The sequence below is a fragment of the Rhodopseudomonas sp. BAL398 genome (genome assembly GCF_033001325.1).
GTDB lineage: Bacteria > Pseudomonadota > Alphaproteobacteria > Rhizobiales > Xanthobacteraceae > JARJEH01.
The window spans coordinates 3200064-3223994 of sequence record NZ_CP133111.1 but is presented as its reverse complement, the minus strand read 5'-3'; the positions used below and the strand labels follow the sequence as shown (position 1 = coordinate 3223994).

The following is a 23931-nucleotide window of genomic DNA, read 5'->3' as shown; positions in this document are numbered from 1 at the left end:
TCGGCCGGAGCGGCATTCGCTTCACGCGGCACGGCGGTGCCTGGCTCAAGCAGCGCGGACGTCTTCGAGGAAGCGATTGACTTGGCTGGCGAGGTCCTTCGACTGCTGCGACAATTGCTCGGCTGCCCCCAGCACCTGTGTGGCGGCATCGCCGGTCTGATTGGCGGCCTGCTGCACGCCCGAGATGTTGGTGTTGACCTCCTGGGTGCCGTGCGCCGCCTGCTGGACGTTGCGGGCGATCTCCCTGGTGGCCGAGCCCTGCTGCTCGATCGCCGCGCCGATCGCGCCGCCGATCTGTTCGATCTCGGTAATCACCGCGAGCACGTTGCGGATCGCCGTCACGGTCTCGTCGCTGGCCCCCTGAATGGCGGCAACCTGCTCGGAGATTTCGGTGGTGGCCTTGGCGGTCTGGCCGGCCAGCGATTTCACCTCCGAGGCGACCACGGCGAAGCCGCGGCCGGCTTCGCCGGCGCGGGCGGCCTCGATGGTGGCGTTCAGCGCCAGCAGGTTGGTCTGGGCGGCGATGTTCTGAATCAGCGTCACCACGTCGCCGATCTTCTGCGCGCCGGCGGCGAGCGACTGCGCGGTGTCGCCGGTGCGGCGCGCGTCCTCGACGGCGCGGGCGGAGATCTGCGCCGATTGCGCCACCTGACGGCTGATCTCGGTGATCGATGACGTCAGTTCCTCGGTCGCGCTGGCGACCATCTGAACATTCGACGAGGTCTGTTCGGAGGCGCCGGCGACGAGGCCGGCCTGGCGGTCGGTGGTGGTTGCGGTCGAGGACATCGAACGCGCGGTGGACTCCATGATCGCGGACGAAGACGACAGCCCGTCGACTAACTCGCCGATCCGCGATTCGAACGATCTGGTCAGATCGTCGACCATCTGGGCGCGGCGCATCTTGGCGTCGTTCTCCGCCGCCTGCTCGCGGCCGAGCCTCTCGGCGGTGATCAGATTGTCCTTGAACACCTGGACCGCGGCCGCCATCGCGCCGATTTCGTCGCGACGGTCGCTGGCCGGAATTTCTCCGGCAGCGTCGCCGCTGGCCAGCCGCGACATCGACGCGGTGATGCCGACGATCGGCTGGATGATGCGGCGACGGACCATCACCACCATGGCGACGCTGGCGGCGGCGACCGCCAGCAGCACGCCGAGCGCGACCACGAAGCTGAAACGCGCGTTGCCGTAAGCGGTGTCGAGCAGCTCCTCGGCATTGTCGTAAAACGCCTCACGGACGCCGATCACGGTGGCGAGGCCGAGCTGGGTCTCGGCGAAATAGGTGGCGGTGTCGTGCTCGTATTTGCCGCTGACTGCGCCGGCCTTGACCAGCTGCAATTCCTTGCCGAAGCGATCGACGAAGGTCTCCTGCATCTTGTCGAGCGCGGCCCGGACATTGGCCGGGGTGGCGGGATTGCCGCGCAGCTCCAGCAGCGAGGCCTGGATCTGGTCGGCGGCGCCCTGCGAGCGGCTGATCGCCATCCGCTCCGCCTCGGTCGCCACCCGGTTGGCGCCGACCAGGTTCTTGTGCAGGCTAGAATTGAGGCCGCCGATGTCGCGCAGCGTCCAGGCCACATTGGCGTAGGACGCCTGGCGGTAGGCCTGGCCGTTCAGCGCCGCGATCCGGCGGACCTGTTCGGCGAGCAGCGCGGTGACGGCGGCATTGAAGGCCGAATTGTCGGCGACAATTTTCTTGGCGGCGTCGCGGCGGGTCTCCGCCGGGCCGTCGAGCGTGGTGTCGATCGCCGTGCGCAACGCCTTGAACCGCGCGTTCAGCGCATCGATCCGGCTGGCGACATCGGCGCCGTCGTCGAGCGCGCCGACCGAACTGGCCCTGATCCGGTTCATCTTGGCGACCGCTCCGTCGGTATTCTTGCGATATTTCTCGGCGAGTTCGGCGCGGGCTTTGGGATCGATGGTGGCGGGCCCGAACAGAAGGTTGGTGGAGAAGCCGCGCTCCGGATTGAGATAGCGGGGAATGTCGCCGACGGCGCGCACCAGCGCCAGCCGCTCCTGCGCGGTGGTGACCTTTTGCATCGTCTCGTATTTCGTCGCCGCCAGATACACCGAAAGGCCGCCAGCGGCGGCCGAGAGCGAGGCGATCGCGATGGTCAGGAGCGTACCGATTTTCATAGTATCCAGCCTGAAACGAGGAAGGTCTTCCTATGGCGTAGCCGATCTGGCTTAAGTTAAGGTTGACGGGAACCGGCCCTGCGGCGTCCGGCTGCCGAGCTTTCCTGCACAGGGCGTCGTCGCGCGCCGCGGCCGGCCCGTGCCGCTGTTGCCGGAATCGGCCGCCGTCGCCCGCGCATGGCCAGGCGGCGCTGCGTCGGCTTGACTTTACGGCCGTCCCGGACAATCTCCCGTGCAAGAAAAACTTTCAAAAAACCTCGGGAGACCAAAATGGCCGACGCCTATATCATCGACGCAGTCCGCACCCCTCGTGGCATCGGCAAGGTCGGCAAAGGCGCACTCGCCGAGCATCATCCCCAACATCTGGCCGCCACCGTGCTGCGCGCCATCGCCGAGCGCAACAAGCTCGACACCGCCGACGTCGACGACGTGATCTGGTCGACCTCGACCCAGCGCGGCAAGCAGGGCGGCGATCTCGGCCGGATGGCGGCGCTCGACGCCGGCTACGACATCAAGGCCTCCGGCACCACGCTGGACCGCTTCTGCGGCGGCGGCATCACGGCGGTGAATTTCGCCGCGGCGCAGATCATGTCCGGCATGGAAGACGTGGTGATCGCCGGCGGCACCGAAATGATGTCGCTCACGGGCGCGATGGCCGCCGAGGACATGGCCGCCGGCAAGCCGCCGCTCGGCATGGGCAGCGGCAACAAGCGGCTCAACGCGGTGCATCCGCAGTCGCATCAGGGCATCTGCGGCGACGCCATCGCCTCGATGGAAGGCATTTCTCGGGAAGCGCTCGACGCGCTCGGGCTGGAAAGCCAGCGCCGCGCCGCGATCGCCATCAAGGAAGGCCGCTTCGACAAGAGCCTGGTGCCGGTCACCGACGACGCCGGCAATGTGGTGCTGGCCAAGGACGAATTCCCGCGCCCGAACACCACCGCCGAAGGCCTCGCGGCGCTGAAGCCGGCCTTCACCGCGATGGCCGACTATCCGCTCGACGCCGAGGGCTCGACCTATCGCAAGCAGATCACCCAGAAATATCCCGACCTGAAGATCGAGCACGTCCACCACGCTGGCAATTCCTCGGGCGTGGTCGATGGCGCCGCCGCCGTGCTGCTGACCTCGAAAGAATATGCCGAGAAGCACGGCCTCAAGCCGCGCGCGCGCATCGTGGCGATGGCCAATATCGGCGACGACCCGACCCTGATGTTGAACGCGCCGGTGCCCGCCGCCCGCAAGGTGCTGGCCAAGGCCGGCCTCACCGTCGACGACATCGATCTGTGGGAAATCAACGAGGCCTTCGCGGTGGTCGCTGAGAAATTCATCCGCGACCTCAAGCTCGACCGCGACAAGGTCAACGTCAATGGCGGCGCCATCGCGCTCGGCCACCCGATCGGCGCCACCGGCGCCATCCTGATCGGCACCGTGCTCGACGAGTTGGAACGCCGCGGGTTGAAGCGCGGGTTGGTGACGATGTGCGCGGCGGGCGGCATGGCGCCGGCGATTATCATCGAGCGGGTGTGAGGGGATAGCAGCGGACGCGGAAGCGTTCGACTGAACAAAGGGCGGCGCATCGCGCCGCCCTTTTTGCTGTCCGCCGGGCTTGACCCGGCCAACCACGATGGACGGCGCGGTGCCCGACACATGGGCGCCTCAAACTACAAAGGTCTGTCCGCAACCCGTGCCCCGGACAAAGCGCATCGCTCCGCCCTTGCGGCGCGATGCGCTGCAGATCCGGGGCCCCGGTTTCTTTGGCGCATCGGCACGAGTTCCGGGACTGCTCCGCAGCGCTTCGCGCTGCACAGCGCCAGGACAAGAGGAAGCTGAGCGCTCTGCCTCACATGCTGTCTTCGCCGGGCTTGTTCATGATCTCTGCGGTTCGCTTTAACACTTCCGGATCCCTGCTCGCTTGGAGCAGCCGATCCCAACTATCCGGCGGATTGCCGTCCTTCAGCATCGACGCGAACACCGCATAGGCGTCCGACTTCGCCCCATAGGTCCGCAGCGTCGTCTCGTCATTGACCCAGACATAGACGATGATCTTGGCGCGCAGATCGAAGCGGAAGAACAGCCGGAACCGGCCGTTACCGAACTTGTCGCGAAACCAGTGTTTTCGATTCTCACCGAGCGTGCCGCCGAGCCGATAGCGTTTGTCGGTCGGGTCCTGCGGAATCCGTTCCAGCATGATCGCCCGGATCGCATTCAGCAGCTTAATGTTGGATCGTCTGGTGTAGTCCGCCGGATCCTTCTGCCTGTCGCGTTCGACGCCTGCGATCAGCCGCGCCAGTTGATCCAGAAACAGCGGATGACAATAGATCGTCCAGCCGTTGACGATCATGGCGCGCTCAGAGGTCGACGTCGCCTTCGATGGGCTCGTCGGGATCGAACACCATGCCCTTGGTCAGCTTCGCGATGCGCTTGGCCGTTGCGGGAGACAGCGTCTTGAGCTTGGCCGGGTGGCTTGCGATGTCCTTCGCCAGGAAGGCCAGAAACGCCGCCATCGCCGGATCGTCCCGCGCGTCCTCCGCCCGCCGCAGCGTGACACCGGTCTCATCGACCCGAAACGCGATCTGATCGCCTTCGCTGAGGCCCAGCGCCTGGCGTACGGACTTCGGGACCGTGGTCTGGCCCTTGGAGGAGAGGGTGCTGAGTTCTTCGACGGGGTGGGACATGGTCGGAAACCTTGGAGGGGAGGAGGCAAAGTAAGGAAAAATTCTTACTTTGTCAATCGACTTACACCACCCGGGTCTGCGCCACCAGATCGATCCCCAGCGCGTGCAGGACCTTGAGCACGGTGGCGAATTCCGGCTTGGCGTCGCCGCCGAGTGCACGATAGAGATTTTCTCGCGACAGGCCGGCCTTTTCCGCGACATCGGTCATGCCCTGTGCGCGCGCCACGGCGCCGATCGCCTTGGCGATCAGCGCCGGATCTTCGGATGCAAAAGCCTCGTTGAGATAGGCGGCGATCATCTCCGGACTATCGAGATAGTCGGCCGCGTCGAAGACTCGCGCTCTCACCATCTTATCCCTCCAGATAGGCCAGTTCGGAGCCCGCTGAATGCAGCCGGCCTACTCCGCCGCCAGCACCCGCACCCGCGGCTCGATGCTGGGCCAGTCGCTGGCTCTCGCGCGGCGGAGGTCGTAGGAGGCCTGCAGGTTCATCCAGAGTTCTGGCGTGGTGCCGAAATACTTTGCCAGCCGCAGCGCGACGGCGGCGGTGATGGCCGAGCGGCCGTGCACGATGTCGTTGACGCGGGCCGGGTTGACGTCGATGTCGCGCGCCAGCCGGTTCTGGCTGATCCCGTTCGGCTTCATGAATTCCTCGATCAGGATTTCGCCGGGAGGAATGGGGGGCAGTTGTCTTGTTCGGGCCATCGTCGCCGTCCTCTAGTGATAGTCCACGATCTCGACCATCTCTGCGCCGTCATCATGCCATTCGAAACAGATCCGCCACTGATCGTTGATGCGGATTGAATATTGTCCGCGGCGATCGCCCTTGAGAGCTTCGAGACGGTTGCCGGGCGGCTGCCGCAGATCGTTGAGCTTTCCCGCGCCGTCCAGCCACAGCAGCTTGCGACGGGCTTGCCGTTCGATGGCACGAAAGCGTGGCACGTCCTGGTCCGCGAACAGCCGCGCAGTTGCCGTATCCCGGAACGAGCGGATCATGACAGCAGGCTATTCTGCGTCAGGGAATGGCGCAAGCCGAATGGCGCCGTCCTTACCTCTTCTTCCACCCACCCCGATGCCCCGGCGCGCCGCCGCTACTTCGTGGCGCCGGGCCGAATTCCGGCCCGCTCTCCCGCGAATTCTTCGGCTGAAAGATCCTGCTCTCGCTGCCCGGGCCCATTTCGTCGAGCGTCGGCTTGCGCGGGCGCTCGACCTTTTTGCCGCGGGCGGGTTTGACCTCGTGCCAGGTGGCGATGCCCATTTCGTCGAGGTCGGGCTTGTGGATTTTGGACGATCCCGTTGCCGACCCCCCACCCCGACCCTCCCCCGCAAGGGGGGAGGGAGCAGAGGCCCCACCCCGGCCGCCTTCGGCGGCCGACCCTCCTCGCAAGAGGGAGGGTGCGCGCGGGGTGTTGTTGCCGCCGCGTTTGTCGGATTGCTTCGGCAGATTTGCGCTCGCGCCGAACTGCTTGGCGCCCTTGAATGATCCGGCCTTGCTTTGCACGCTGCGTTGTTTGGCGGTGGGGTCGTCGACTACGGCGAGCTCAGTGGCGCGCAGGCGTTTGACTTCGTCGCGCAACCTGGCTGCTTCCTCGAAATTCAGATCGGCCGCGGCCTCGCGCATCCTGGTTTCGAGATCGCCCAGCACCGCCTCGAAATTATGCCCGATGCTTGAGACATCGTCGGACCACGACGCGGTGCCGCCGCCGATCTCGACCAGCACGTGGTCGCGCTCATAGACGCTGTTCATAATGTCGCCGATCGACTTCTTGATGCTCTCCGGCGTGATGTTGTGCTCGGTATTATATTCGACCTGCTTTTCGCGGCGGCGGTCGGTCTCGGCGATGGCGCGGGTCATCGAGCCGGTGACGTGATCGGCATAGAGGATGACGCGGCCGTCAACGTTTCGCGCGGCGCGGCCGATGGTCTGGATCAGCGAAGTCTCCGAGCGCAGAAAGCCTTCCTTGTCGGCGTCGAGGATTGCCACCAGCGCGCATTCCGGAATGTCGAGGCCCTCGCGCAAGAGATTGATGCCGACCAGCGCGTCGAACGCGCCCAAGCGCAGATCGCGAATGATCTCGATCCGCTCGATAGTGTCGATGTCGCTATGCATGTAGCGGACGCGGACGCCCTGTTCGTGCAGATATTCCGTCAGGTCCTCGGCCATCCGCTTGGTCAGCACGGTGATCAGCGAACGATAGCCGGCCGCCGCGGTGGCGCGGACTTCGCCGACCAGGTCGTCGACCTGGGTCCTTGCGGGCCTGATGTCGACCGGCGGGTCGATCAGCCCGGTCGGACGAATCACCTGCTCGACGAACACGCCGCCGCTCTCATTCAGCTCCCACGCCGCCGGCGTCGCCGACACCGCGACCGATTGCGGGCGCATCATGTCCCATTCTTCGAACCGCAGCGGCCGATTGTCCATGCAGGACGGCAAGCGAAATCCATATTCCGCAAGTGTCGCCTTGCGTCGAAAATCGCCTTTGAACATGCCGCCGATCTGCGGCACGGTGACGTGGCTTTCGTCGGCGAACACCAGCGCGTTGTCGGGGACATATTCGAACAGAGTCGGCGGCGGCTCGCCGGGGCGGCGGCCGGTGAGATAGCGCGAATAGTTTTCGATGCCGGCGCAGGAGCCGGTGGCTTCCATCATTTCGAGATCGAAGGTGGTGCGCTGCTCCAGCCGCTGCGCTTCGAGCAGCCGGCCCTGATCGTGCAGCTGCTCGAGCCGCCATTTCAGCTCGGCCTTGATCGACTTCATCGCCTGGATCAGCGTCGGCCGCGGCGTCACATAATGCGAATTCGCATAGATCTTGCAGAATTCCAGCTCGTCCTGCTTGTGGCCGGTGAGCGGGTCGAATTCCTCGATGCTCTCGATGGTGTCGCCGAACAGATTGACGCGCCAGGCCCGGTCTTCGTAATGCGCCGGAAAGATATCGATGACGTCGCCGCGCACCCGGAAAGTGCCGCGGGTGAATTCCGCCTGGGTGCGCTTGTATTGCAGCGCCACCAGATCGGCGATCAGCTGCCGCTGGTCGATGCGCTCGCCCTTTTTCAGCGCGAAGGTCATCGCCGTATAGGTCTCGACCGAGCCGATACCATAGATGCAGCTCACCGAGGCGACGATGATGACGTCGTCGCGCTCCAGCAGCGCGCGCGTCGCCGAATGCCGCATCCGGTCGATCTGTTCGTTGATCGAGGAATCCTTCTCGATATAGGTGTCGGTGCGCGGCACATAGGCTTCGGGCTGGTAGTAATCGTAATAGGAGACGAAATACTCCACGGCGTTGTCGGGGAAGAAGCTCTTGAACTCGCCATAGAGCTGCGCCGCCAGCGTCTTGTTCGGCGCCAGGATGATCGCCGGGCGCTGCGTCGCCTCGATCACCTTGGCCATCGTGTAGGTCTTGCCTGAGCCGGTGACGCCGAGCAGCACCTGCGTGCGGTCGTTGCGCTGGATGCCCTCGACCAGTTCCTTGATGGCGGTCGGCTGGTCGCCCTTGGGCTCATATTCGGATTTGATCACGAAGCGGACGCCGCCTTCGGATTTGTCCGGGCGCGGCGGGCGATGCGGAGTCCAGACCTTGACGCCGCCGTCGTCGCCCTTGAATTCCGGGCGGCCGTCGCGGATCAGCGCTTCCAACGCCTCGGCGGTGGCCTGGACGCCGAGCCCTTCCATCTTGTTGCGCGGCGCGCGGGCGAATTCGGCGTCCTCCTCCGCGGTGGTGAAGCCGAGCTGCCTGGCCAGCTCCGGATCGAGCTCCGGGATCGTCGCCTTGGTGCCGTAAGTCGGCGTGGCGAATTCGGATTGCGCGGCTTCGGAGAAACCGCGCGAACTCACCGCCCGCGGCACCCCCCACCCCCGACCCCTCCCCGCGAGGGGGAGGGGAGAGTTTTGGTGAGGCCGTGCTCTCTTCTCCCTCCCCCCTTGCGGGGGAGGGTCGGGGGAGGGGGGTAAGCGTCGGATGCTGAGCCGGCTATCTTGCGCTTGCCGCCATCGCCCTCAAACGTCTTCGGCGTCGAGGCCCGCGCCCGGTGCACAGCAGCCTCGCCATCGCGGCGGGCGCGCGAATTGTCCGGCGGCGGCTGCAGCCCGGTGCCCGATCCCATCCCGGCATCGCCGCGATTGATCGCCGGATTCAGCAATTCCGCCAGCGCCGGCCCGATCGGCTGCACGTCGGGGCGGTGCGCCTTGGATTTCGGAGCCTTGGATGTCGGCGCCTTGGGCTTGGCGGGTTTTTTGGGGGTGTCGTTGGCCATGCCGGCAATATGGGGGGCATCGGCCGGCGAAAAAAGGCCTGATCGCGCCGCGCCGGAGATCTCGCTAGGCCGGCCGCAATCGCTTCACCGCCTCCGGCAGCCGCGCCGCCACCCAGGCGCCGATCGCCGCCTGATGGCGGTTGGAATACAGCCCGAGCGCGATGATGCCGATCCCGATCAGCGACAGCGCGAAAGGGAACAGCAGCGAATCCTTGAACAGCCTGTCGGCGAGGTCGCCGAGATAGATCGCGATCCCGATCACGCCGAACACCGCGAACACCCGGCGGGCCAGCACCACGGAGATCACCAGGAAGCCGACATTCATCGCGCAATACAGCGCCTTGTCGACATCGCTGCCGCTCGACGAGGCGGTGATGCCGCCCCAGAAGGTCAGCGCGCCGAACAGATACAGCCAGAACGCGAAATCGCCGCGGCGCTGCCGGCCATTGACGATCAAGGCGATGACCAGCATGGCGAGGCCGAAGCCGACCGAGACCCGCCGCGAGGCCTCCCAATTGCCGAACGGTGCGCCGGTGATCCACGGCACGATGTCCATTGACATGAACCACAGCGCCACCGCCATCAGCAGCACGATGAAGGGGAAGCGATAGAACCGCAGCGCCAGCAGCGCCGCCGCGATGGTGGCGAGCTCCATGAACACAAAGCTGCCCTTGATCCAGATATAGAAGTCGCGCATCGCCTTCGGCTTGCCGAAATCGGTCCACATCCCGAAGGCGTCCTGCACGCCGAACACCGCCAGCGGCGCCATCGCCACCGCGACCGCGATCAGCAGCCCGCCCGGCGTGCGCAGGCCTTTGCGGTGCCACAGATAATGCCCGGCGCCGAGAAACGCCGCCGCATAGATCAGCGCGGTGGCGGTCAGCGCCGCGCCACCCATCGCCGAAAATGCCAGCGTCGAGAACAGCCCCATTGCCGAGATCACCAGCAACGTGCCGGCATACCACAGCAGATGCACCATATCGAAGCGCGGACCGCTCGCGCCGCCAGCCTGGCGCGCGGCAAGGAATGCGAGCAACGGCGCGAGCTGATCGGGGGCGATCAATCCGGCCTGCGCGGCGGCGCGAACATCGTCCTTGGAAATCTGCATTGCCGGCTCCGTGCCGCGCCTGTCCGGAGGCCGACGTAATCATGGTAAGGGCGGTGAACCCGCGAGGACCTCGGCCGGCCTTGCCGCCGCGGCCATTGCTGGGTCGGCGGCGGGTGCCAAAGCGTTCAATCGCCGCGCCCGGGTAGCCTATACCAACAAAGACGATCGCAACGAAGCTTACAGCAACAGCTTGACCAGCGCCTTGCCGGCCGGCGAGGCCAGCTCCTTGGCGTCCAGCGTGCCGTCATTGTCCGGGTTGGCGGCGTGGAAGCGCTGCTCCACCAGCGCGAGATATTCGTCCTTGTCGATCGTGCCGTCCTTGTCCGGATTGGCCTTGGCGAAGTCGGCCTTGCTGAGCCTGCCGCGCAGCTCCTTTGCGTCGAGCGTGCCATCGTGGTCGCGGTCGAGCTTGTCGAACAATTTTGATGCCGCCGCCTTCGCCTCGGCGAGGTCGACGGTGCCGTCCTTATCCGGGTCCAGCGCCTGCAGCGGCGAGGCCGCGGATGCCGGCACCAAGGCCAGCGCCGATAACGCCAGGGACACCAATACCGTTCGTCGTGTGGTCATCATGATCTCCTTCCGCCACAGCTGCGCTCAAGATGCGTCAACCGGCTCGCCGCATCAAGGCGCTAATCGCCATTGACTTCGCGCCCCAAAACGTCAAACTTCATGCAAACGCATCCAGTTTGGGTGCGGCTCTTTGCAACCTTCCGGGATAGATGCCGATGATTGATCTGTATTACTGGACCACGCCGAACGGCCACAAGATCACCATGTTCCTCGAAGAGGCCGGGCTGCCTTACAAGATCGTCCCGATCAATATCGGCAAGGGCGATCAGTTCACGCCGGAATTCCTGGCGATCGCGCCGAACAACCGGATCCCGGCGCTGGTCGATCATGACCCCAAGGGCGGCGGCAAGCCGGTCTCGATCTTCGAATCCGGCGCGATCTTGCTGTATCTGGCCGAGAAGACCGGACAATTCCTGTCGTCGGATCTCTACGTCCGCACCGACACGCTGCAATGGTTGTTCTGGCAGATGGGCGGGCTCGGCCCGATGGCCGGGCAGAACCATCACTTCAACAATTACGCGCCGGAAAAAATCAAATACGCCATCGACCGCTACGTCAACGAGACCAATCGGCTCTATGGCGTGCTGAATAAGCGTCTGGCCGATCGCGAGTTCATCGCCGGCGATTATTCCATCGCCGACATGGCGAGCTATCCGTGGATCGTGCCCTACAAGAACCAGAGCCAGAACATCGACGATTTCCCGCATCTCAAGCGCTGGCTCGAGACCATCGGACAGCGCCCGGCGACCGAGCGCGCCTACGCCAAGGCCAAGGAGGTCAATCCGGATTTCGGTCAGCCGACGATCCGCACCGAGGAAGAAAAGAAGCTGCTGTTCGGCCAGACCGCTTCGGTGGTGAGGTAGCTTCGGTGGTGAAGTAACAAGGCGCTGTCCACCGGCACGGCCCTCATCCTGAGGAGCCGCGCAACTTTGCGCGGCGTCTCGAAGGATGAGCGCGTCAATCCTCATCCTTCCCTCATCCTTCGAGACGGCCCTTCGGGCCTCCTCAGGATGAGGGGCAACGTATAGCCGCGCACCCGTATCGCCGCGCTGCAGATTATTTCTGACGACTGAGGTGTAACAATGTCTCTCAAACTGTTCGAACTGGTCGGCACCGACGAGGCCCGGCCATTCAGTCCGTTCTGCTGGCGCACAAGGATGGCGCTGGCGCATAAGGGGCTCGCGGCCGAGCAGCTGCCGTGGCGTTTCACCGAGAAATCCGCGATCGCGCCGTATCAGTCCGACAAGGTGCCGGTGCTGCTCGATGGCGACGCCGCGGTGTGCGATTCCTGGGCGATCGCCAATTATCTCGAGGACACCTATCCGGATCGCCCGTCGCTGTTCGGCGGCGCGGGCGGCCGCGCCATGGCGCGGATGCTGAACTGGTGGGGCGACGTCGCGGTGGTCGGCGGGATTTTTCCGCTGATTGCCGCCGATATTGTCGGCCATCTGCCGCCGGAGGATCAGGCCTATTTCCGTAAGACCCGCGAGGCGCGGCTCGGCAAGACGCTGGAGGACGCGGCCGCTATCCGCGATCAGGCCGTCGCGGGTTTCCGCAAGTCGCTCGATCCGCTGCGGCTGACGCTGAAAACGCAGCCCTTCATCGGCGGCGAGCAGCCGAACTACGCCGATTACATCGTGTTCGGCCCGTTCCAATGGGCGCGCGCGGTCTCGCCCTTTGCGCTGCTGCAGCCGGAGGATGCGGTCTATGGCTGGCGCGGGCGGCTGCTCGACGCGTTCGACGGCATGGCGCGGAATTCGGGCAGCTATCCGGTCTGACCGATCCGCCGGATCACGACGGCCGCGCCGCGCGAAGGCCGCCGCGGGCGCGCAGCGTCGCCAGCACTTGGTGCAGGTCCGGCAGCACCGCGGCGCATTGCGCGCGGGTTTCCGCGCCGGGCTGTTCGAGATCCGGCACCATCAGGGTGATCACGCCGGCGCCATGGGCGGCGGCGACGCCGACGCTGGAATCCTCCACCGCGACGCAGGCCTGTGGCCGCGCCCGCATCGTCCGCGCCGCCAGCAGATACAGCGCCGGATCGGGCTTGCCATGGGCGACGTCGTCGCGGGTCAGTAATGTGGCGAAGCGTGCGCGAATGCCCGCCAGCGTCAGATGCTGTTCGGCGGTGCGCCGCGACGCCGAGGTCACCAGCGCCATCGGGCAATCGGCCTCGCGCAGCGCATCGAGCAATTCGCGCGCGCCCGGCTTCAGCGGCAGGCCGTCGCGCAGAACGTCGTCGCGCCGGGCGACGAACGCCCTGTTGATGGCGTCGAGCGGCACATCGGCGCCATAGCGCGCGATCAGCAATTGCTGGCAGTCGGGGCCGGTGAGGCCGACCATGGCGTGACACACCGTCTCGGCGTCGGCATAGCCGAATCCGGTCAGCACATTGGTCAGGCTGGAGATGTAGATCCGCTCGGTGTCGATCAGCGTGCCGTCCATGTCGAGCAACACGGCGTCGACCTGCCAGTCCCCGCTCACTGCGCCTGCTCCGCGCTGATGCGGCGCATGCAGTCCGGGCACAGGCAGTCGGCGCCGCCCTGCTGATTCGGCAGCGGCAGCCGCGCGGGCTCCTTGGCGCACCAGCAATCTTGCGACAAGGCGCAGGAGAACTCCGCTCCGCACACGGCGCAGGCGAGCCTGCGCGGCAATGCTGGGGCTCGAAGGGTCATCGATGGCATGGCGTTGCGGTAATGGTCATCATGGCGGCTTATAGCATCGGCGGCGGCGCCACGCCGGAATTGTTCTGCGTCAAATCTATCTGCCGGCAACAGGCATTTGATGGCTCAATTCGCGACGAACCGTCCGAATACCTCCCGAGCGTCTGGCCTCGGCACGCTGGCGGCGTACCGGGGCCATTTTCGGGTCGGCGAAGGCCAGGCGCGCAAAAGCCGGGACCTATCGGATCCCGGCTCTGCGTCACAGCGAAAGCTGCGATCAACCGATGCTGACCGGCGTTTCGATCGCGGCGGTCTTGCCGTTCCAGTATTTCGGGAACCAGGTGGTGTTCGAGATCAGCGCGAAGTGAACGAGGATCGCGATGATGGTGACGCTGCCGAGCAGCAGCGGAAGACCCACGGTCGGCTTGACCACCGTCCAGATACGTCCTTGATTCATTGTCGATACTCCTTAATGCAGCCAGGGCGAATAAACATAGGCCAGGAAGTGAGCGACGATCGCAATCGCGCCGAACACGCGGGTGCCGTCGATCACATGCTTGTGGAGCTCTTCCGACTCCGCGATGGTCAGACCAGTCGGCCAGACCTTGTTGATATCTTCTGCCATTTCAGACCTCTTGAGATTGATGTTCGTCTCGACTCCGGCGGCCACGCCGCCGTCGGTCGTCGCCTGTGTGGCAGCAACGGAACCGGCCGCCATTGCGCCGGAACAAATTTTCGTGAGCACGCGACTTAGGTTTGAGCCTGGCCGGTACGCGCGTAGTTGTTAGTCCGTCATGGCGGTATCTATGGGTGCGAAGCGACGGCGCGGCGTCGACGCAGATCAAACGATTCGCCAATTCAAACCGCAGGTGAGGCATCGTGTCCCGGGCGCGGTGCAGCGCGCAGCGCTGCTGCGCAGACCCGGGACCCCGCTTTCCGAGCGCCGATAAGTAACCGGGGCCCCGGCTCAGCGGCGCACCACGCCGCCATGGCGGCGCGGTGCAACGCGTCCGGGGCACGTGCTACCCGAAATGACGCGTGCCGCGCTTTACCCCAGCGTGATCTTGTCGATTTCGGCCAGATCCTCGGCGCTCAGCGTCCAGCCGATTGCGGTGGCGTTTTGTTCGATCTGCGCGACGCTTGTGGCGCCGGCGATCACGCTCGAGACTTGTGGGCGCTGCGCCAGCCAGGAGAACGCCAGTTCCAGCAGCGAATGGTCGCGCGCCTTGCAGAACGCGGCGAGCTTGTCGACGATGTCCTCATTATGCGGCGTCTGGTAGCGATCGCGGATCGCCGGCATCTTGGCGAAGCGGGTGCCGTCGGGAATTGCGGCGCCGCGTTGATACTTGCCGGTCAGCATGCCGCTGGCCAGCGGAAAGAACGGCAGTAATCCGAGATTATAGGCCTGCGCCGCCGGCAGCAGCTCCTTTTCGATGCCGCGCACCAACAGGCTGTATTCGTCCTGGCACGAGGCGAAGCGGTTGCTGCCGAGTTCGCGCGCGACATATTCGGCTTCGGCGATCCGCCAGGCCGGGAAATTCGAATGGCCGATATAGCGCACCTTGCCCTGGCGGATCAGATCGTCGAGCGCGCGCAGGGTTTCGTCGATCGGCGTCAGCGCATCGTAATCGTGCTGCTGATACAGATCGATCCAGTCGGTCTTCAGCCGGGTCAGGCTGGCCTCGACCGCCGCCATGATGTAGCGCCGCGACGCGCCCTGCTTGCTGCCGTCGGCCGCCATCGGCTTGGAGAATTTGGTGGCGAGCACGATCTCCTTGCGCCTTGTGCCGAGCACGGTGCCGAGCACGGTCTCGGAGCCGCCCTGGCCGGCATAGATGTCGGCGGTGTCGAACAGTGTGATGCCGAGGTCGATCGCCTTGTGGATCACCTTGCGGGAGGTTTCCAGATCGGTGCGCTGGCCGAAATTATTGCAGCCGAGGCCGACCGCGGAGACGCGCAGGCCGGAGCCGCCGAGATTGCGTATTTGCATGAACCATCCAGTGTGAGGTGCGGGACGGCGCCATTGTGGCGCGCGCTCCGCGGTGCCGCAAGGCGGCCCTCATCATGCCGGCTGTGCGCCCGCGGTTGGCTGCGGCAGCGGCCGGGCGCGGGGCTGGTCGATCGGCCCGCTCGCGGCGGCGCCGCGCCGCGCCGCCGCGGTCATGCGGCGCACCGCGGCTTCGGCGTCGCGGGCGATCTGCTTGCGGTCGGCGCTGATTTCGGTGGCGACCGCGTCGCCCCAGCTGATGGTGACGTCGATGGCGCCGGCCGACAGGATGCCGAGCAGATGCGGCATCAGATCGGCGTCGCCATACCACGCCACGCGCTCGCGCAATTCACGGCCGATCGGCAGCCCGCCGAGTCCCGTATAGGCCACTGACATCGGCTGCACCGCGATCGCTTGCTGTTGGGTCGAGGCGCCGAGCGCGTGATGCACCGCGCCGATCAGCGCCGAGCGGAACGGCAGCACGCGGGTGCCGTCGCTCGAGGTGCCCTCGGCAAACAGCACCACGGCGTCGCCGTCGAGCAGCCGGTCGCCGATCTCCTGGGTGGCGGCGCCGGTGCGGTGCCGGGCCTGGCGGTCGATGAAGACGGTGCGTTGCAGTCTGGCAAGCCAACCGAACACCGGCCAGCGGGCAACTTCGCTCTTGGCGATGAACACAACCGGCGTCAGCGCCGAGATCACGCAGATGTCGAGCCAGGAGACATGATTGGACAGGATCAGCATCGGGCCGCGGCGGCGCTGGCCGACCTGCCGGATCCGGACGCCGATCAGGGCGCACAGCGCGCGGTGATACAGATGCGGGATCGTGCGCTGCAGCTGCAGACCGAAAGCCAGGCAGACCAGCTGGATCGGCAGCAGCAGCAAGGTCAGCAAGAGCAATGCGGCGATGACGAGGATGAGGCGGATCATGGTCGGGCCGTTCGCTGGCGCGCCGGTCGACGGCGCGATGGGAAATCAGGCCACGCCACAAAAAGTGCGGCCCCGGTCAGGCGCGGCGACTGACGGGGACCGCTTTTAAAGCGGCTGACCGGCGACGGGGGGCCTCGATCAATCGCAGGCGGAAACTATCGGTACATTGTTACACGGCCATGACGTATGAGAGAATTCGTGAGCGCAAGCGCGGGACGACGCGGTGCGGCCGCGTGTTAGCTCGCCGTTGAATAGTCTCCGATGCCCGTCTCGATCTCGCCCTATCTGTTGCCGATCTTGTTGCTGTTCGGCTCCAATCTGTTCATGACTTTTGCCTGATACGGCCATCTGAAATTCAAGACCACGGCGCTGCCGCGGGTCATCATGGTGAGCTGGGGCATCGCGCTGTTCGAATTCTGGCTGGCGGTGCCGGCCAATCGCTGGCGGCGCCTTTTCGTCTTTCGCAAATGGACATGACAGGATGACGCTTGCGCGCGCCTCGCCGAGCGGCATTGCGCCGCATCCATTGGAATTCCGTTTTGTTTGGTTCTGCCTGACCCGAGAGGTGCTTGCCTTGCGAAGTATATCCGCGCGCAAGTGCGACATTGTGGACAGTAAAGAATGTCGAGTGCGAGTTGACTTGGCAAGTTGCACTTGATTTGATGCTGACAAGAACAAATAAAATGGAGGAAGCCCTTGCCCAATTCGAGCAAGAAGGCAAGTCGGCGCAGCGTTTTGACTGCTTCGCTGGCGGCCGTCGCCGCACCCGCCTTGATCGGCAGTGCGTTCGCGCAGGAGAAGATCACCTGGAAAGTCCAGGCGCATTGGCCGAAGGCTTCCGGCTCGTTCAACGACAGCCTCGGCGTACTCGCAAAAGAACTTGAAGAGCGCACCGAGGGGCGCTTCAAGCTCGAAACGTTCGGTGCCGGTGAAATCGCCAAAGATCGCGAGATCTACAACATTGTTCGTCGGGGCGTAGTTCCTATGGGTACGATTTCCCCCGCCTATATTCTCGGCGAGGCGCAGGCGATGGGCTTGTTGTACGGCGTTCCCGGCACGCTGCGCGAGAGCTGGGAATTGATGCACCTCACCAAGAATCTCGGGATCGAGGATCTGGTCAACGAGGAGTTGAAACCAAATGGCGTGGTGATCATGGCCGAGAAGGCCTACCCGACCGAAGTCGTGCTCAAGAAGAAGATCCTTTCCGCTGCGGATCTCGGCTCGCTCAAGATCCGCTCCGCCGGCACGATGTTGCAATATCTGGCGGCCGCCGGTGCATCGCCGCAACAGATCGCCGGTCCGGAGATCTATCAGGCGATCTCAACCGGGGTGGTGGACGGCGCGCATTGGGGCGCTGCGGTCGGTGCACTTTCGATGAAGTTCTGGGAAGTCGCACCGTACCACATGAAGCCGGCGCTCGGCATGGCCAACGACGCCTATATCATCAACAAAGCGGCGCTGGAAAAACTGCCGCCCGACCTGCGCCTGCAATTCGTCTCGCTGGTCGAAGAGCGCTATTTCCGTCGCTCGGTCGAGTATCAGCACCAGGAGGCCATCGCGCTGACCACCGGCAAGACCAAGATGAATGTCGAAGTCGTGCGCTTTCCCGACGATGTGCTGAAGAAGTTCGCCGAAGCTTCCAAGGGCATCCTGAGCAAGGAAACCGCGAAGGGCGACCGCGCCGCAAAGGGCGGTGAAGCGCTGACGAAGCTGATGACGGATCTCGGCTACGTGTGAGGTCTGCTCGCAGCTGAGCGGTCGAGGGCCTGCCGGCGAATCCGGCAGGCGTTGCAGTTGATCTCGAGTGCTCACCCATTTCTACCCAGAACGAATCCGGCCGATTGCTCCACGCGCCTGCATCTGCTGCGCTCATTTGTCAAAAAAGAAGTGACCAAATGCTGAAAGTCGCCGCCGCAATCACGCGCCTGAATGTGTGGGTCGCCAGGATTGCCGCATGGCTGATCGTGCCGATCTTCCTGCTGCTGATGGCCGACGTGGTCATGCGGTATGTGGTCGGCAGCGCGGCGATCTGGACTGCGGAGTTTGCGCAACTGATCTTCGGCGTCTATGCGGTCGTCGCCGGCGGCTACCTTCTGGTCGAACGGGCGCATGTCAGCGTCGATATCATCTATGGCAGGTTCAATCGCGTGCAAAAGGCGAAGATGGATCTGGCGACCTCGTTCCTGTTCTTTCTATTCGTCGGCGTCCTGATCTGGCAGAGCGCCGACATGGCGTGGGAGTCAGCCGCGAAATTCGAATCTTCCTACAGCATGTGGAATCCACAGATCTGGCCGGTCAAGATCGCGATCCCGATCGCCGGCGTGCTGCTGTTGCTGCAGGGCCTGGTGCGGGTTGCGTCGGATATTCGCACCATCGCCGGCTACGAAAACGACCCCGATACGTTCGGCAAGCAAGCCGTCGACGACCCCTCTCACTGAACGGACTCTTACGTGTCGGTTGAACTTCTCACGCTGCTGTTCTTCGGGTCTCTGCTGTTCTTCCTGTTCATCGGCACGCCGCTGGTCTTCACGCTCGGCGGCATTTCGGTGATCTTCCTGTATTTCACCATGGGCCCCGTCGGGTTCTACATCGTCGCGTCCAAATTCTGGGATTCGATGACGAGCGTCACGCTCATCGCGATTCCGATGTATGTCTACATGGCGATGTTGCTGGAGAAATCGGGCGTCGCGCAGAATCTGTATCGGATGATGCATGTGTGGTTCGGCGCCATGCGGGGCGGTCTGGCCATCGGCACGGTGTTGATCTGCGCGATCTTTGCGGCGATGAGCGGCATCAGCGGCGCCGCCGTCGTCACGATGGGGACGATCGCATTGCCGCGGATGCTCGAGCGCGGCTACGACAAGCGCCTGGCGGTCGGGGCCATCAATGTCGGTGGGGGCTGGGGGATCCTGATCCCGCCATCGATCCTGATGGTGCTTTATGCGCTGCTGTCGGAGGTCTCGGTTGGCCGCTTGTTCGCGGCCGGCATCGGCCCCGGCATCCTGCTGTTCGTGCTGGTCACGATCTATATCGGCGTGCGGGCATGGTTGCAGCCTTCGCTGGCCCCGGCGCTGCCGGTCGAGGAGCGCGGCGACTGGGCCCTGAAGCTCAGTTCGCTACGCGCGGTGTTCCTGCCGATGCTCATCGTTTTCCTGGTGCTGGGTGCGATCTTCGGCGGCTTTGCGACGCCGACCGAGGCCGCGGCGCTTGGCGTCCTCGGCGCGCTGATTGCCTCCGCCGTCCATCGCAAATTGTCGGTCGGTGTGCTGACAGACGCCGCGATGGAGACGCTGCGCCTGACCGCGCTGATCATGTGGATCCTGTTCGCCGCCCATGCGTTTTCCACGGCCTATACGACGCTGGGCGCCAACGAATTGATGAACCATATGATGTCGCTGATCCCCGGCGGTCAGTGGGGCGCGCTGGCATTCATGCTGGTGGTGCTGCTGTTGCTCGGCATGGTGCTCGACCCGGTCGGAATCATGCTGATCACGCTGCCGGTGTTCCTGCCGGTGGTGCTGCTCTATGGCTGGGATCCGATCTGGTTCGGCGTGATCTTCATCATCATGATGGAGATCGGCTATATGACGCCGCCGTTCGGATTCAACCTGTTCTATCTGAAGGCCGTGGCGCCTCCGGAAGTCACGATGACCGACATCTATCAGTCGGTCATTCCCTATGTGCTGGTGACGTTCCTCGGCGTTCTGATCCTGATCATCTTCCCGGAGATCGCGCTGTATTTCCCGAACCTGTTCTTCGGTGTCGTCAAATAGCGGTCGCCTCGATGGGGCGCTCGCCGCCGGGTCATTGCGTCGCCGGCGTCACCCGCAGGATGCGGCCGGCGGAATTGTCGGTCAGCAACCACAGCGCGCCGTCGGGGCCCAGGCGGACGTCGCGGATCCGTTCGCCGAGCGGCTCCAATAGCTGTTCCTCGCCGACCACTCTGTCGCCGTCGAGCGTCAGCCGCACCAGCATCTGGCCCGACAGCGCGCCGATGAACAGGCTGCCGTCCCAGCTCGGAAACAATTTGCCGGTGTAGAACGCCATGCCGGAGGGCGAGATCGACGGCACCCAGACTTTGACCGGCTGCTCCATGCCGGGCTTGACGGTGGCCTCGTGAATCTTGGCGCCGTTATAGTCGATGCCATAGCCGATCACCGGCCAGCCGTAATTATTGCCGGGCGCGATGATATTGACCTCGTCGCCGCCGCGCGGGCCGTGTTCGACTTCCCACAACTGGCCGGATGCCGGATTGATCGCCAGGCCCTGCTCGTTGCGATGGCCATAGCTCCAGATCTCCGGCCTGGCGCCGTCACGGCCGACGAAGGGGTTGTCCTTCGGCACCGATCCGTCCGGCGCGATGCGGATGATCTTGCCGAGATGATTGGCGAGATTTTGCGCCTGGTCGCGAAAGTTGAAATGCTCACCCAGCGTGACGAACAGGTTGCTGTCCTTGGCCTGGGCGATCCGGCAACCGTAATGATTGCCGCTCGACAGCGGTCCATCCTGGCGGAAGATCACCTTGACGTCGTCGAGCCGCGGCGTGTCGCCGTCGACGAAGGTGGCGCGGGCGACCGCGGTGCGGCCGCCGCCGTCGGCGCGTTCGGCGAAGCAGAAATAGATCGTGCTGTTCTGCGCGAAGGCGTTGTCGGTGATGACGTCGAGCAACCCGCCCTGTCCGGAGGCCCAGACCTGGGGCACGCCTTGGAGCGGCGGCGACAGCCGACCTTGCGCCGACACCACGCGCATCCGGCCGGGACGTTCGGTGACCAGCACCCGGCCGCCCGGCAGAAAGGCCAGCGCCCATGGATGCACCAACCCGCGGGCGAAGGTCTTTACGCTGAGCGGCCCGGCCGAGGAGTCGAACGCAGTGTCCTCGCCGGTGCGGGCGTTGGCGATCAGCAGCGAGGCGATCAGCAGGATGGCCGCCGTTAACGTTCCGGTAACCCAGACCACAGGTGCTCTCAACGCAACGACTCCCTGAAGTGGCGAGGATTGCATGCGCCGGATGCGGCGCCGCGCGCCGCCGCCGTGTCAGACCGGAAGCGGCATCGCCATCGCGCAGCGCGCCGTCAACAAGGTGATGGCGAGGATCAGGCACAGCGACAGCGAGCACAGCGCCAGCGCTGCCGCCACCGCATGGGTCAGTCTTGAGGAGGCAGACAGCGCGCAACGCTGGGCGAAGCCAATCTCCGCACCGGGCGACCTTATCATGGCCGAAATTCCTTCATCGCGCGGACGAATCACCGCGCGCGGCGAAATTCCCAACAATCACGGGCGTTATTGCGGCGGCAATCGGCGCAAAAGCGTCGAAAAAATGGCAATTTGGCAGGTTATGCCCGCTAATTTCCGGTTGTCCTCAGAAACTGAATCGGCCGCGCCCGCAGACTCAGGCGCCAACTTCGTCATGGTGAGGAGCCCTCGCGACGAAGCCATCCAGCCCTTGCTCGGCGACCTTGGCTGCTCGCGGTCGGACGGCGCTTCGCGCCGGCCTCCGCTCGCCATGAAGACATCCAACTCGGTTTGTCGCTTTCGCACCGCTCACGCCTCGGCGGCGAAATCCAGATAGTCGCTGGCCACCTGGTCCGGGGTCCAGTCCATGGTGATGAAGCCCGGCGTCTGCTCGACCCGGCGCAGCCAGGCATTGATCGACGGGAAGGCCGCCAGATCGAAGTCGCACTGGTCGGCGACATGGGTGTAGCCGTATAGCGCGATGTCGGCGATGGTGAGTTGCTTGGCGGCGAAATAATCATTGGTCTTGAGATGGTTTTCCATCACCTGCAGCGCCGCATAGCCGCGCTCCAGCCAATCCTCCAGCGCGTGGGTCTGCAGGTCGCGGCCGCCCTTGACCAGGCACAGCCAGAAATAGGCCGAGCCGATATTCGGCTCCAGCGCGTGCTGTTCGAAAAACATCCACTGCAGCGCTTCGGCGCGATCCATCCTGGTGTCCGGCGCCAGCGCGGTGCCGACGGCGAGATACCACAGGATCGCATTGGACTCGGCGAGGTAGCGGCCCTGCGCGACCTCCAGCAGCGGCACCTGGCCACTGGGATTCTTGGCGAGGAATTCCGGCGTCCGGCTTTCGCCGCGCAGGATATCGACCTCGATGGCACGATAGGGCGCATCGAGAAACGCCAGGGCCAGTCGCACCTTGTAGCTGTTTCCCGATCGCTGCATCGAATAGAGTTTGTACATGCTCTTTCGCTTGCCCCGATTGCCCCGCATTGGTGCGGCGACCATCACCATCGCCACCCAACGCGGCTAAACAATGATGCCGACGGCGATGCGTCGCAAGCCCCAAGATCTGGAAAAACTCGAAATCGTTCACCGCAATGCAACCGGAAGACCGGTTCTGCCGCAGGCAGTCGGGCGAAAATTCGACGGCGCCGTGGCAATTCGCCACCGGCTGCGGGCGACCGCGTGTTGCGTGTGCGAAGTGCGTCGATCAGGATATCACCGGCAGATTGACGCTGGCGCGGAAGATGAGGCCGGTGGTGGCGAAATCGAAGCTGGCCGTTCCGCGCAGCTGCGCGATCAGGCGCTCGATCAAACTCGATCCGAAACCCATCTGACGTTGCTGCGCCACCAGCGGGCCGCCGCTTTCGCGCCACGTCAATGTGATCGTTGCGCTGGCCTGGCCGGCGACCGGGGCGACGCTCCAATGAATGTCGATGTGGCCCCCGGGCGCTGACAGCGCGCCGTATTTAGCGGCGTTGGTGGCCAGTTCGTGGATCACCATCCCGAGGATCGTCGCTCGTTCGGCCGGCATATCGAAATCCGGGCCATCGAAGACGACATGCTGTTGCCGCTGATAGGCCTCCAATTCGCTATTCAGCAGATCGCGAAACGCGATCACGCGCCAATGTTTGAGTTTCAGAAGTGAGTGGGTTTTCGCCAGCGATGCGATCCGCGCGCCGATCGTATCGCGAAACGCTTCCAACGTTGGCGCGGCGGCCAGATTCAATCGGATCAGCGCCTGCACGGTCGCCAGCGTATTCTTCACCCGGTGGTGCAATTCGTCGATCAGCAAGGCTTGGCTTTGTTCGGCCAATTGCCGTTGCGCGATCTCGCGGCGCAGGCTGATTTCGTTCATGACGATGTCGGCGATGTCGGTCATCCATTTCAGGTCGGCGTCCGACCATGGATGCGGCCTGGTGTCGACCGCGCACAGCGAGCCGATCACATGACCGGACGGCAGCGTCAGCGGAACGCCCAGATAGGCCTTCACCCCGAGGTCGGGAATCGCCAGATTGTCGCAAACCCGCGGATCGTTTTCGGCGTCGCTGACCACCAAGGGGGCGCGGCCGATCACGACGTGCTGACAGAATGAATGCGACAGCGGGGTTTCCCGGCTGGTGCTGTAAGGTTCCTGGAGGCCATGTTGGCTCTTGAAGAACTGCCGGTCGTCGTCGACCAGCGACACCAGCGCGACCGGGACGCCCAGCAGCTTGGACACCATGCGGGTCAGGCGATCGAAGGTTTCCTCGGCCGCCGAATCCAGAAGGCCGGTTTCGGCAAGGGCGGCCAGGCGCCCGGAATCCTGGAGTTCGTCGGCGGGCGATTGAATTCCGGTTGCGGCGGGCTGCATGCCGTTTCATGCCATGATCCAGGGGCGGGTCAAACCT

24 protein-coding genes and 2 pseudogenes are annotated in these 23931 nt (G+C 64.5%); 8 read left to right on the top strand and 18 right to left on the bottom strand.

Annotation, left to right across the window (positions count from 1 at the left end; genetic code table 11):
• Nucleotides 1-45 precede the first annotated feature (45 nt).
• A complete protein-coding gene (locus RBJ75_RS15250) occupies nt 46-2130 on the bottom strand; it encodes a methyl-accepting chemotaxis protein (RefSeq protein WP_044414307.1) in 2085 nt (694 codons plus the stop codon).
• Nucleotides 2131-2400: 270 nt separating this feature from the next.
• On the opposite strand from RBJ75_RS15250, the gene RBJ75_RS15245 reads away from it, so the two are divergent.
• Nucleotides 2401-3654 (top strand): acetyl-CoA C-acetyltransferase, encoded by a 1254-nt coding sequence (locus RBJ75_RS15245; RefSeq protein ID WP_044414305.1) that lies wholly within the window; start codon nt 2401-2403, stop codon nt 3652-3654.
• A gap of 313 nt (nt 3655-3967) precedes the next feature.
• Here the strand turns inward: RBJ75_RS15245 and RBJ75_RS15240 are convergent, their stop codons facing one another.
• The 9 genes and pseudogenes from RBJ75_RS15240 to RBJ75_RS15205 all read right to left on the bottom strand — a co-directional run bounded on the left by RBJ75_RS15240 (nt 3968) and on the right by RBJ75_RS15205 (nt 10729).
• Nucleotides 3968-4468, bottom strand: coding sequence for a type II toxin-antitoxin system YhaV family toxin (locus RBJ75_RS15240; RefSeq protein WP_044414303.1), 501 nt, complete (start codon nt 4466-4468; stop codon nt 3968-3970).
• A 7-nt stretch (nt 4469-4475) separates the two neighbouring features.
• Complete coding sequence (locus tag RBJ75_RS15235) at nt 4476-4802, bottom strand: type II toxin-antitoxin system PrlF family antitoxin (RefSeq protein ID WP_044414300.1); 327 nt, start codon at nt 4800-4802, stop codon at nt 4476-4478.
• A gap of 61 nt (nt 4803-4863) precedes the next feature.
• Nucleotides 4864-5151, bottom strand: a complete 288-nt coding sequence (locus tag RBJ75_RS15230) for an addiction module antidote protein (RefSeq protein ID WP_044414299.1) — start codon at nt 5149-5151, stop codon at nt 4864-4866.
• Between the two features lie 48 nt (nt 5152-5199).
• Nucleotides 5200-5505 (bottom strand): HigA family addiction module antitoxin, encoded by a 306-nt coding sequence (locus RBJ75_RS15225; protein WP_044414297.1) that lies wholly within the window; start codon nt 5503-5505, stop codon nt 5200-5202.
• Nucleotides 5506-5517: 12 nt separating this feature from the next.
• On the bottom strand, nt 5518-5796 hold the full coding sequence (locus RBJ75_RS15220; RefSeq protein ID WP_044417991.1) for a type II toxin-antitoxin system RelE/ParE family toxin: 279 nt from the start codon (nt 5794-5796) through the stop codon (nt 5518-5520).
• Nucleotides 5797-5848: 52 nt separating this feature from the next.
• Nucleotides 5849-8635 carry an excinuclease ABC subunit UvrB gene (gene uvrB, locus RBJ75_RS15215; protein WP_317528493.1) on the bottom strand — a complete coding sequence of 929 codons (2787 nt, stop codon included), beginning with the start codon at nt 8633-8635 and terminating at the stop codon, nt 5849-5851.
• A 163-nt stretch (nt 8636-8798) separates the two neighbouring features.
• Nucleotides 8799-9054, bottom strand: a pseudogene (locus RBJ75_RS29495) (hypothetical protein); the annotation flags it as partial.
• A gap of 64 nt (nt 9055-9118) precedes the next feature.
• Nucleotides 9119-10162 (bottom strand): hypothetical protein, encoded by a 1044-nt coding sequence (locus RBJ75_RS15210; RefSeq protein WP_044417993.1) that lies wholly within the window; start codon nt 10160-10162, stop codon nt 9119-9121.
• Between the two features lie 177 nt (nt 10163-10339).
• Nucleotides 10340-10729 (bottom strand): calcium-binding protein, encoded by a 390-nt coding sequence (locus RBJ75_RS15205; RefSeq protein WP_044418006.1) that lies wholly within the window; start codon nt 10727-10729, stop codon nt 10340-10342.
• Nucleotides 10730-10887: 158 nt separating this feature from the next.
• Here RBJ75_RS15205 and RBJ75_RS15200 point away from each other — a divergent pair, with 158 nt between their 5' ends.
• Nucleotides 10888-11595 carry a glutathione S-transferase N-terminal domain-containing protein gene (locus RBJ75_RS15200; RefSeq protein ID WP_044418008.1) on the top strand — a complete coding sequence of 236 codons (708 nt, stop codon included), beginning with the start codon at nt 10888-10890 and terminating at the stop codon, nt 11593-11595.
• Nucleotides 11596-11814: 219 nt separating this feature from the next.
• Nucleotides 11815-12510, top strand: a complete 696-nt coding sequence (locus RBJ75_RS15195) for a glutathione S-transferase family protein (RefSeq protein WP_044417995.1) — start codon at nt 11815-11817, stop codon at nt 12508-12510.
• 13 nt (nt 12511-12523) lie between these two features.
• Here the strand turns inward: RBJ75_RS15195 and RBJ75_RS15190 are convergent, their stop codons facing one another.
• The 5 genes from RBJ75_RS15190 to RBJ75_RS15170 all read right to left on the bottom strand — a co-directional run bounded on the left by RBJ75_RS15190 (nt 12524) and on the right by RBJ75_RS15170 (nt 16306).
• Nucleotides 12524-13213, bottom strand: coding sequence for an HAD family hydrolase (locus tag RBJ75_RS15190; RefSeq protein ID WP_044417997.1), 690 nt, complete (start codon nt 13211-13213; stop codon nt 12524-12526).
• A gap of 456 nt (nt 13214-13669) precedes the next feature.
• Nucleotides 13670-13849, bottom strand: a complete 180-nt coding sequence (locus tag RBJ75_RS15185) for a light-harvesting protein (RefSeq protein WP_044418001.1) — start codon at nt 13847-13849, stop codon at nt 13670-13672.
• Nucleotides 13850-13861: 12 nt separating this feature from the next.
• Entirely contained in the window at nt 13862-14017 is a 156-nt protein-coding gene (pufB, locus tag RBJ75_RS15180) for a light-harvesting antenna LH1, beta subunit (RefSeq protein WP_044407850.1), read from the bottom strand.
• A gap of 423 nt (nt 14018-14440) precedes the next feature.
• Nucleotides 14441-15382, bottom strand: a complete 942-nt coding sequence (locus RBJ75_RS15175; protein ID WP_044407847.1) for an aldo/keto reductase — start codon at nt 15380-15382, stop codon at nt 14441-14443.
• A gap of 72 nt (nt 15383-15454) precedes the next feature.
• Nucleotides 15455-16306, bottom strand: a complete 852-nt coding sequence (locus RBJ75_RS15170; RefSeq protein WP_276156348.1) for a lysophospholipid acyltransferase family protein — start codon at nt 16304-16306, stop codon at nt 15455-15457.
• Nucleotides 16307-16567: 261 nt separating this feature from the next.
• On the opposite strand from RBJ75_RS15170, the pseudogene RBJ75_RS15165 reads away from it, so the two are divergent.
• The 4 genes and pseudogenes from RBJ75_RS15165 to RBJ75_RS15150 form a co-directional block, all read left to right on the top strand.
• Nucleotides 16568-16747: pseudogene (locus RBJ75_RS15165) on the top strand (DMT family protein); the annotation flags it as partial.
• A gap of 255 nt (nt 16748-17002) precedes the next feature.
• A complete protein-coding gene (gene dctP / locus RBJ75_RS15160; protein WP_044417327.1) occupies nt 17003-18043 on the top strand; it encodes a TRAP transporter substrate-binding protein DctP in 1041 nt (346 codons plus the stop codon).
• A gap of 158 nt (nt 18044-18201) precedes the next feature.
• Nucleotides 18202-18744, top strand: a complete 543-nt coding sequence (locus RBJ75_RS15155) for a TRAP transporter small permease subunit (protein WP_044417325.1) — start codon at nt 18202-18204, stop codon at nt 18742-18744.
• Between the two features lie 12 nt (nt 18745-18756).
• Nucleotides 18757-20079, top strand: a complete 1323-nt coding sequence (locus RBJ75_RS15150) for a TRAP transporter large permease subunit (protein ID WP_044417323.1) — start codon at nt 18757-18759, stop codon at nt 20077-20079.
• Nucleotides 20080-20110: 31 nt separating this feature from the next.
• Here the strand turns inward: RBJ75_RS15150 and RBJ75_RS15145 are convergent, their stop codons facing one another.
• A complete protein-coding gene (locus tag RBJ75_RS15145; RefSeq protein ID WP_044417321.1) occupies nt 20111-21274 on the bottom strand; it encodes a PQQ-dependent sugar dehydrogenase in 1164 nt (387 codons plus the stop codon).
• A gap of 31 nt (nt 21275-21305) precedes the next feature.
• Between RBJ75_RS15145 and RBJ75_RS15140 the strand changes: the two genes are divergently transcribed.
• Complete coding sequence (locus tag RBJ75_RS15140) at nt 21306-21875, top strand: hypothetical protein (protein ID WP_160297974.1); 570 nt, start codon at nt 21306-21308, stop codon at nt 21873-21875.
• On the opposite strand, the gene RBJ75_RS15135 is transcribed toward RBJ75_RS15140, so the two are convergent.
• Together RBJ75_RS15135 and RBJ75_RS15130 are read right to left on the bottom strand one after the other, a co-directional pair.
• On the bottom strand, nt 21848-22501 hold the full coding sequence (locus RBJ75_RS15135; RefSeq protein WP_044417331.1) for a glutathione S-transferase family protein: 654 nt from the start codon (nt 22499-22501) through the stop codon (nt 21848-21850). The two genes, RBJ75_RS15140 and RBJ75_RS15135, sit on opposite strands and share 28 nt — an antisense overlap.
• 250 nt (nt 22502-22751) lie before the next feature.
• Nucleotides 22752-23894, bottom strand: coding sequence for an HWE histidine kinase domain-containing protein (locus RBJ75_RS15130; RefSeq protein WP_044417319.1), 1143 nt, complete (start codon nt 23892-23894; stop codon nt 22752-22754).
• Between the last annotated feature and the right edge of the window lie 37 nt (nt 23895-23931).

Excerpts from the sequence above, each read along its gene's own strand:
- RBJ75_RS15250 (WP_044414307.1), bottom strand. The coding sequence starts at position 2,130 with ATGAAAATCGGTACGCTCCTGACCATCGCGATCGCCTCGCTCTCGGCC.
- RBJ75_RS15245 (WP_044414305.1), top strand. The coding sequence starts at position 2,401 with ATGGCCGACGCCTATATCATCGACGCAGTCCGCACCCCTCGTGGCATC.
- RBJ75_RS15240 (WP_044414303.1), bottom strand. The coding sequence starts at position 4,468 with ATGATCGTCAACGGCTGGACGATCTATTGTCATCCGCTGTTTCTGGAT.
- RBJ75_RS15235 (WP_044414300.1), bottom strand. The coding sequence starts at position 4,802 with ATGTCCCACCCCGTCGAAGAACTCAGCACCCTCTCCTCCAAGGGCCAG.
- RBJ75_RS15230 (WP_044414299.1), bottom strand. The coding sequence starts at position 5,151 with ATGGTGAGAGCGCGAGTCTTCGACGCGGCCGACTATCTCGATAGTCCG.
- RBJ75_RS15225 (WP_044414297.1), bottom strand. The coding sequence starts at position 5,505 with ATGGCCCGAACAAGACAACTGCCCCCCATTCCTCCCGGCGAAATCCTG.
- RBJ75_RS15220 (WP_044417991.1), bottom strand. The coding sequence starts at position 5,796 with ATGATCCGCTCGTTCCGGGATACGGCAACTGCGCGGCTGTTCGCGGAC.
- RBJ75_RS15210 (WP_044417993.1), bottom strand. The coding sequence starts at position 10,162 with ATGCAGATTTCCAAGGACGATGTTCGCGCCGCCGCGCAGGCCGGATTG.
- RBJ75_RS15205 (WP_044418006.1), bottom strand. The coding sequence starts at position 10,729 with ATGACCACACGACGAACGGTATTGGTGTCCCTGGCGTTATCGGCGCTG.
- RBJ75_RS15200 (WP_044418008.1), top strand. The coding sequence starts at position 10,888 with ATGATTGATCTGTATTACTGGACCACGCCGAACGGCCACAAGATCACC.
- RBJ75_RS15195 (WP_044417995.1), top strand. The coding sequence starts at position 11,815 with ATGTCTCTCAAACTGTTCGAACTGGTCGGCACCGACGAGGCCCGGCCA.
- RBJ75_RS15185 (WP_044418001.1), bottom strand. The coding sequence starts at position 13,849 with ATGAATCAAGGACGTATCTGGACGGTGGTCAAGCCGACCGTGGGTCTT.
- pufB (WP_044407850.1), bottom strand. The coding sequence starts at position 14,017 with ATGGCAGAAGATATCAACAAGGTCTGGCCGACTGGTCTGACCATCGCG.
- RBJ75_RS15175 (WP_044407847.1), bottom strand. The coding sequence starts at position 15,382 with ATGCAAATACGCAATCTCGGCGGCTCCGGCCTGCGCGTCTCCGCGGTC.
- RBJ75_RS15170 (WP_276156348.1), bottom strand. The coding sequence starts at position 16,306 with ATGATCCGCCTCATCCTCGTCATCGCCGCATTGCTCTTGCTGACCTTG.
- RBJ75_RS15155 (WP_044417325.1), top strand. The coding sequence starts at position 18,202 with ATGCTGAAAGTCGCCGCCGCAATCACGCGCCTGAATGTGTGGGTCGCC.
- RBJ75_RS15140 (WP_160297974.1), top strand. The coding sequence starts at position 21,306 with ATGCGCCGGATGCGGCGCCGCGCGCCGCCGCCGTGTCAGACCGGAAGC.
- RBJ75_RS15135 (WP_044417331.1), bottom strand. The coding sequence starts at position 22,501 with ATGTACAAACTCTATTCGATGCAGCGATCGGGAAACAGCTACAAGGTG.
- RBJ75_RS15130 (WP_044417319.1), bottom strand. The coding sequence starts at position 23,894 with ATGCAGCCCGCCGCAACCGGAATTCAATCGCCCGCCGACGAACTCCAG.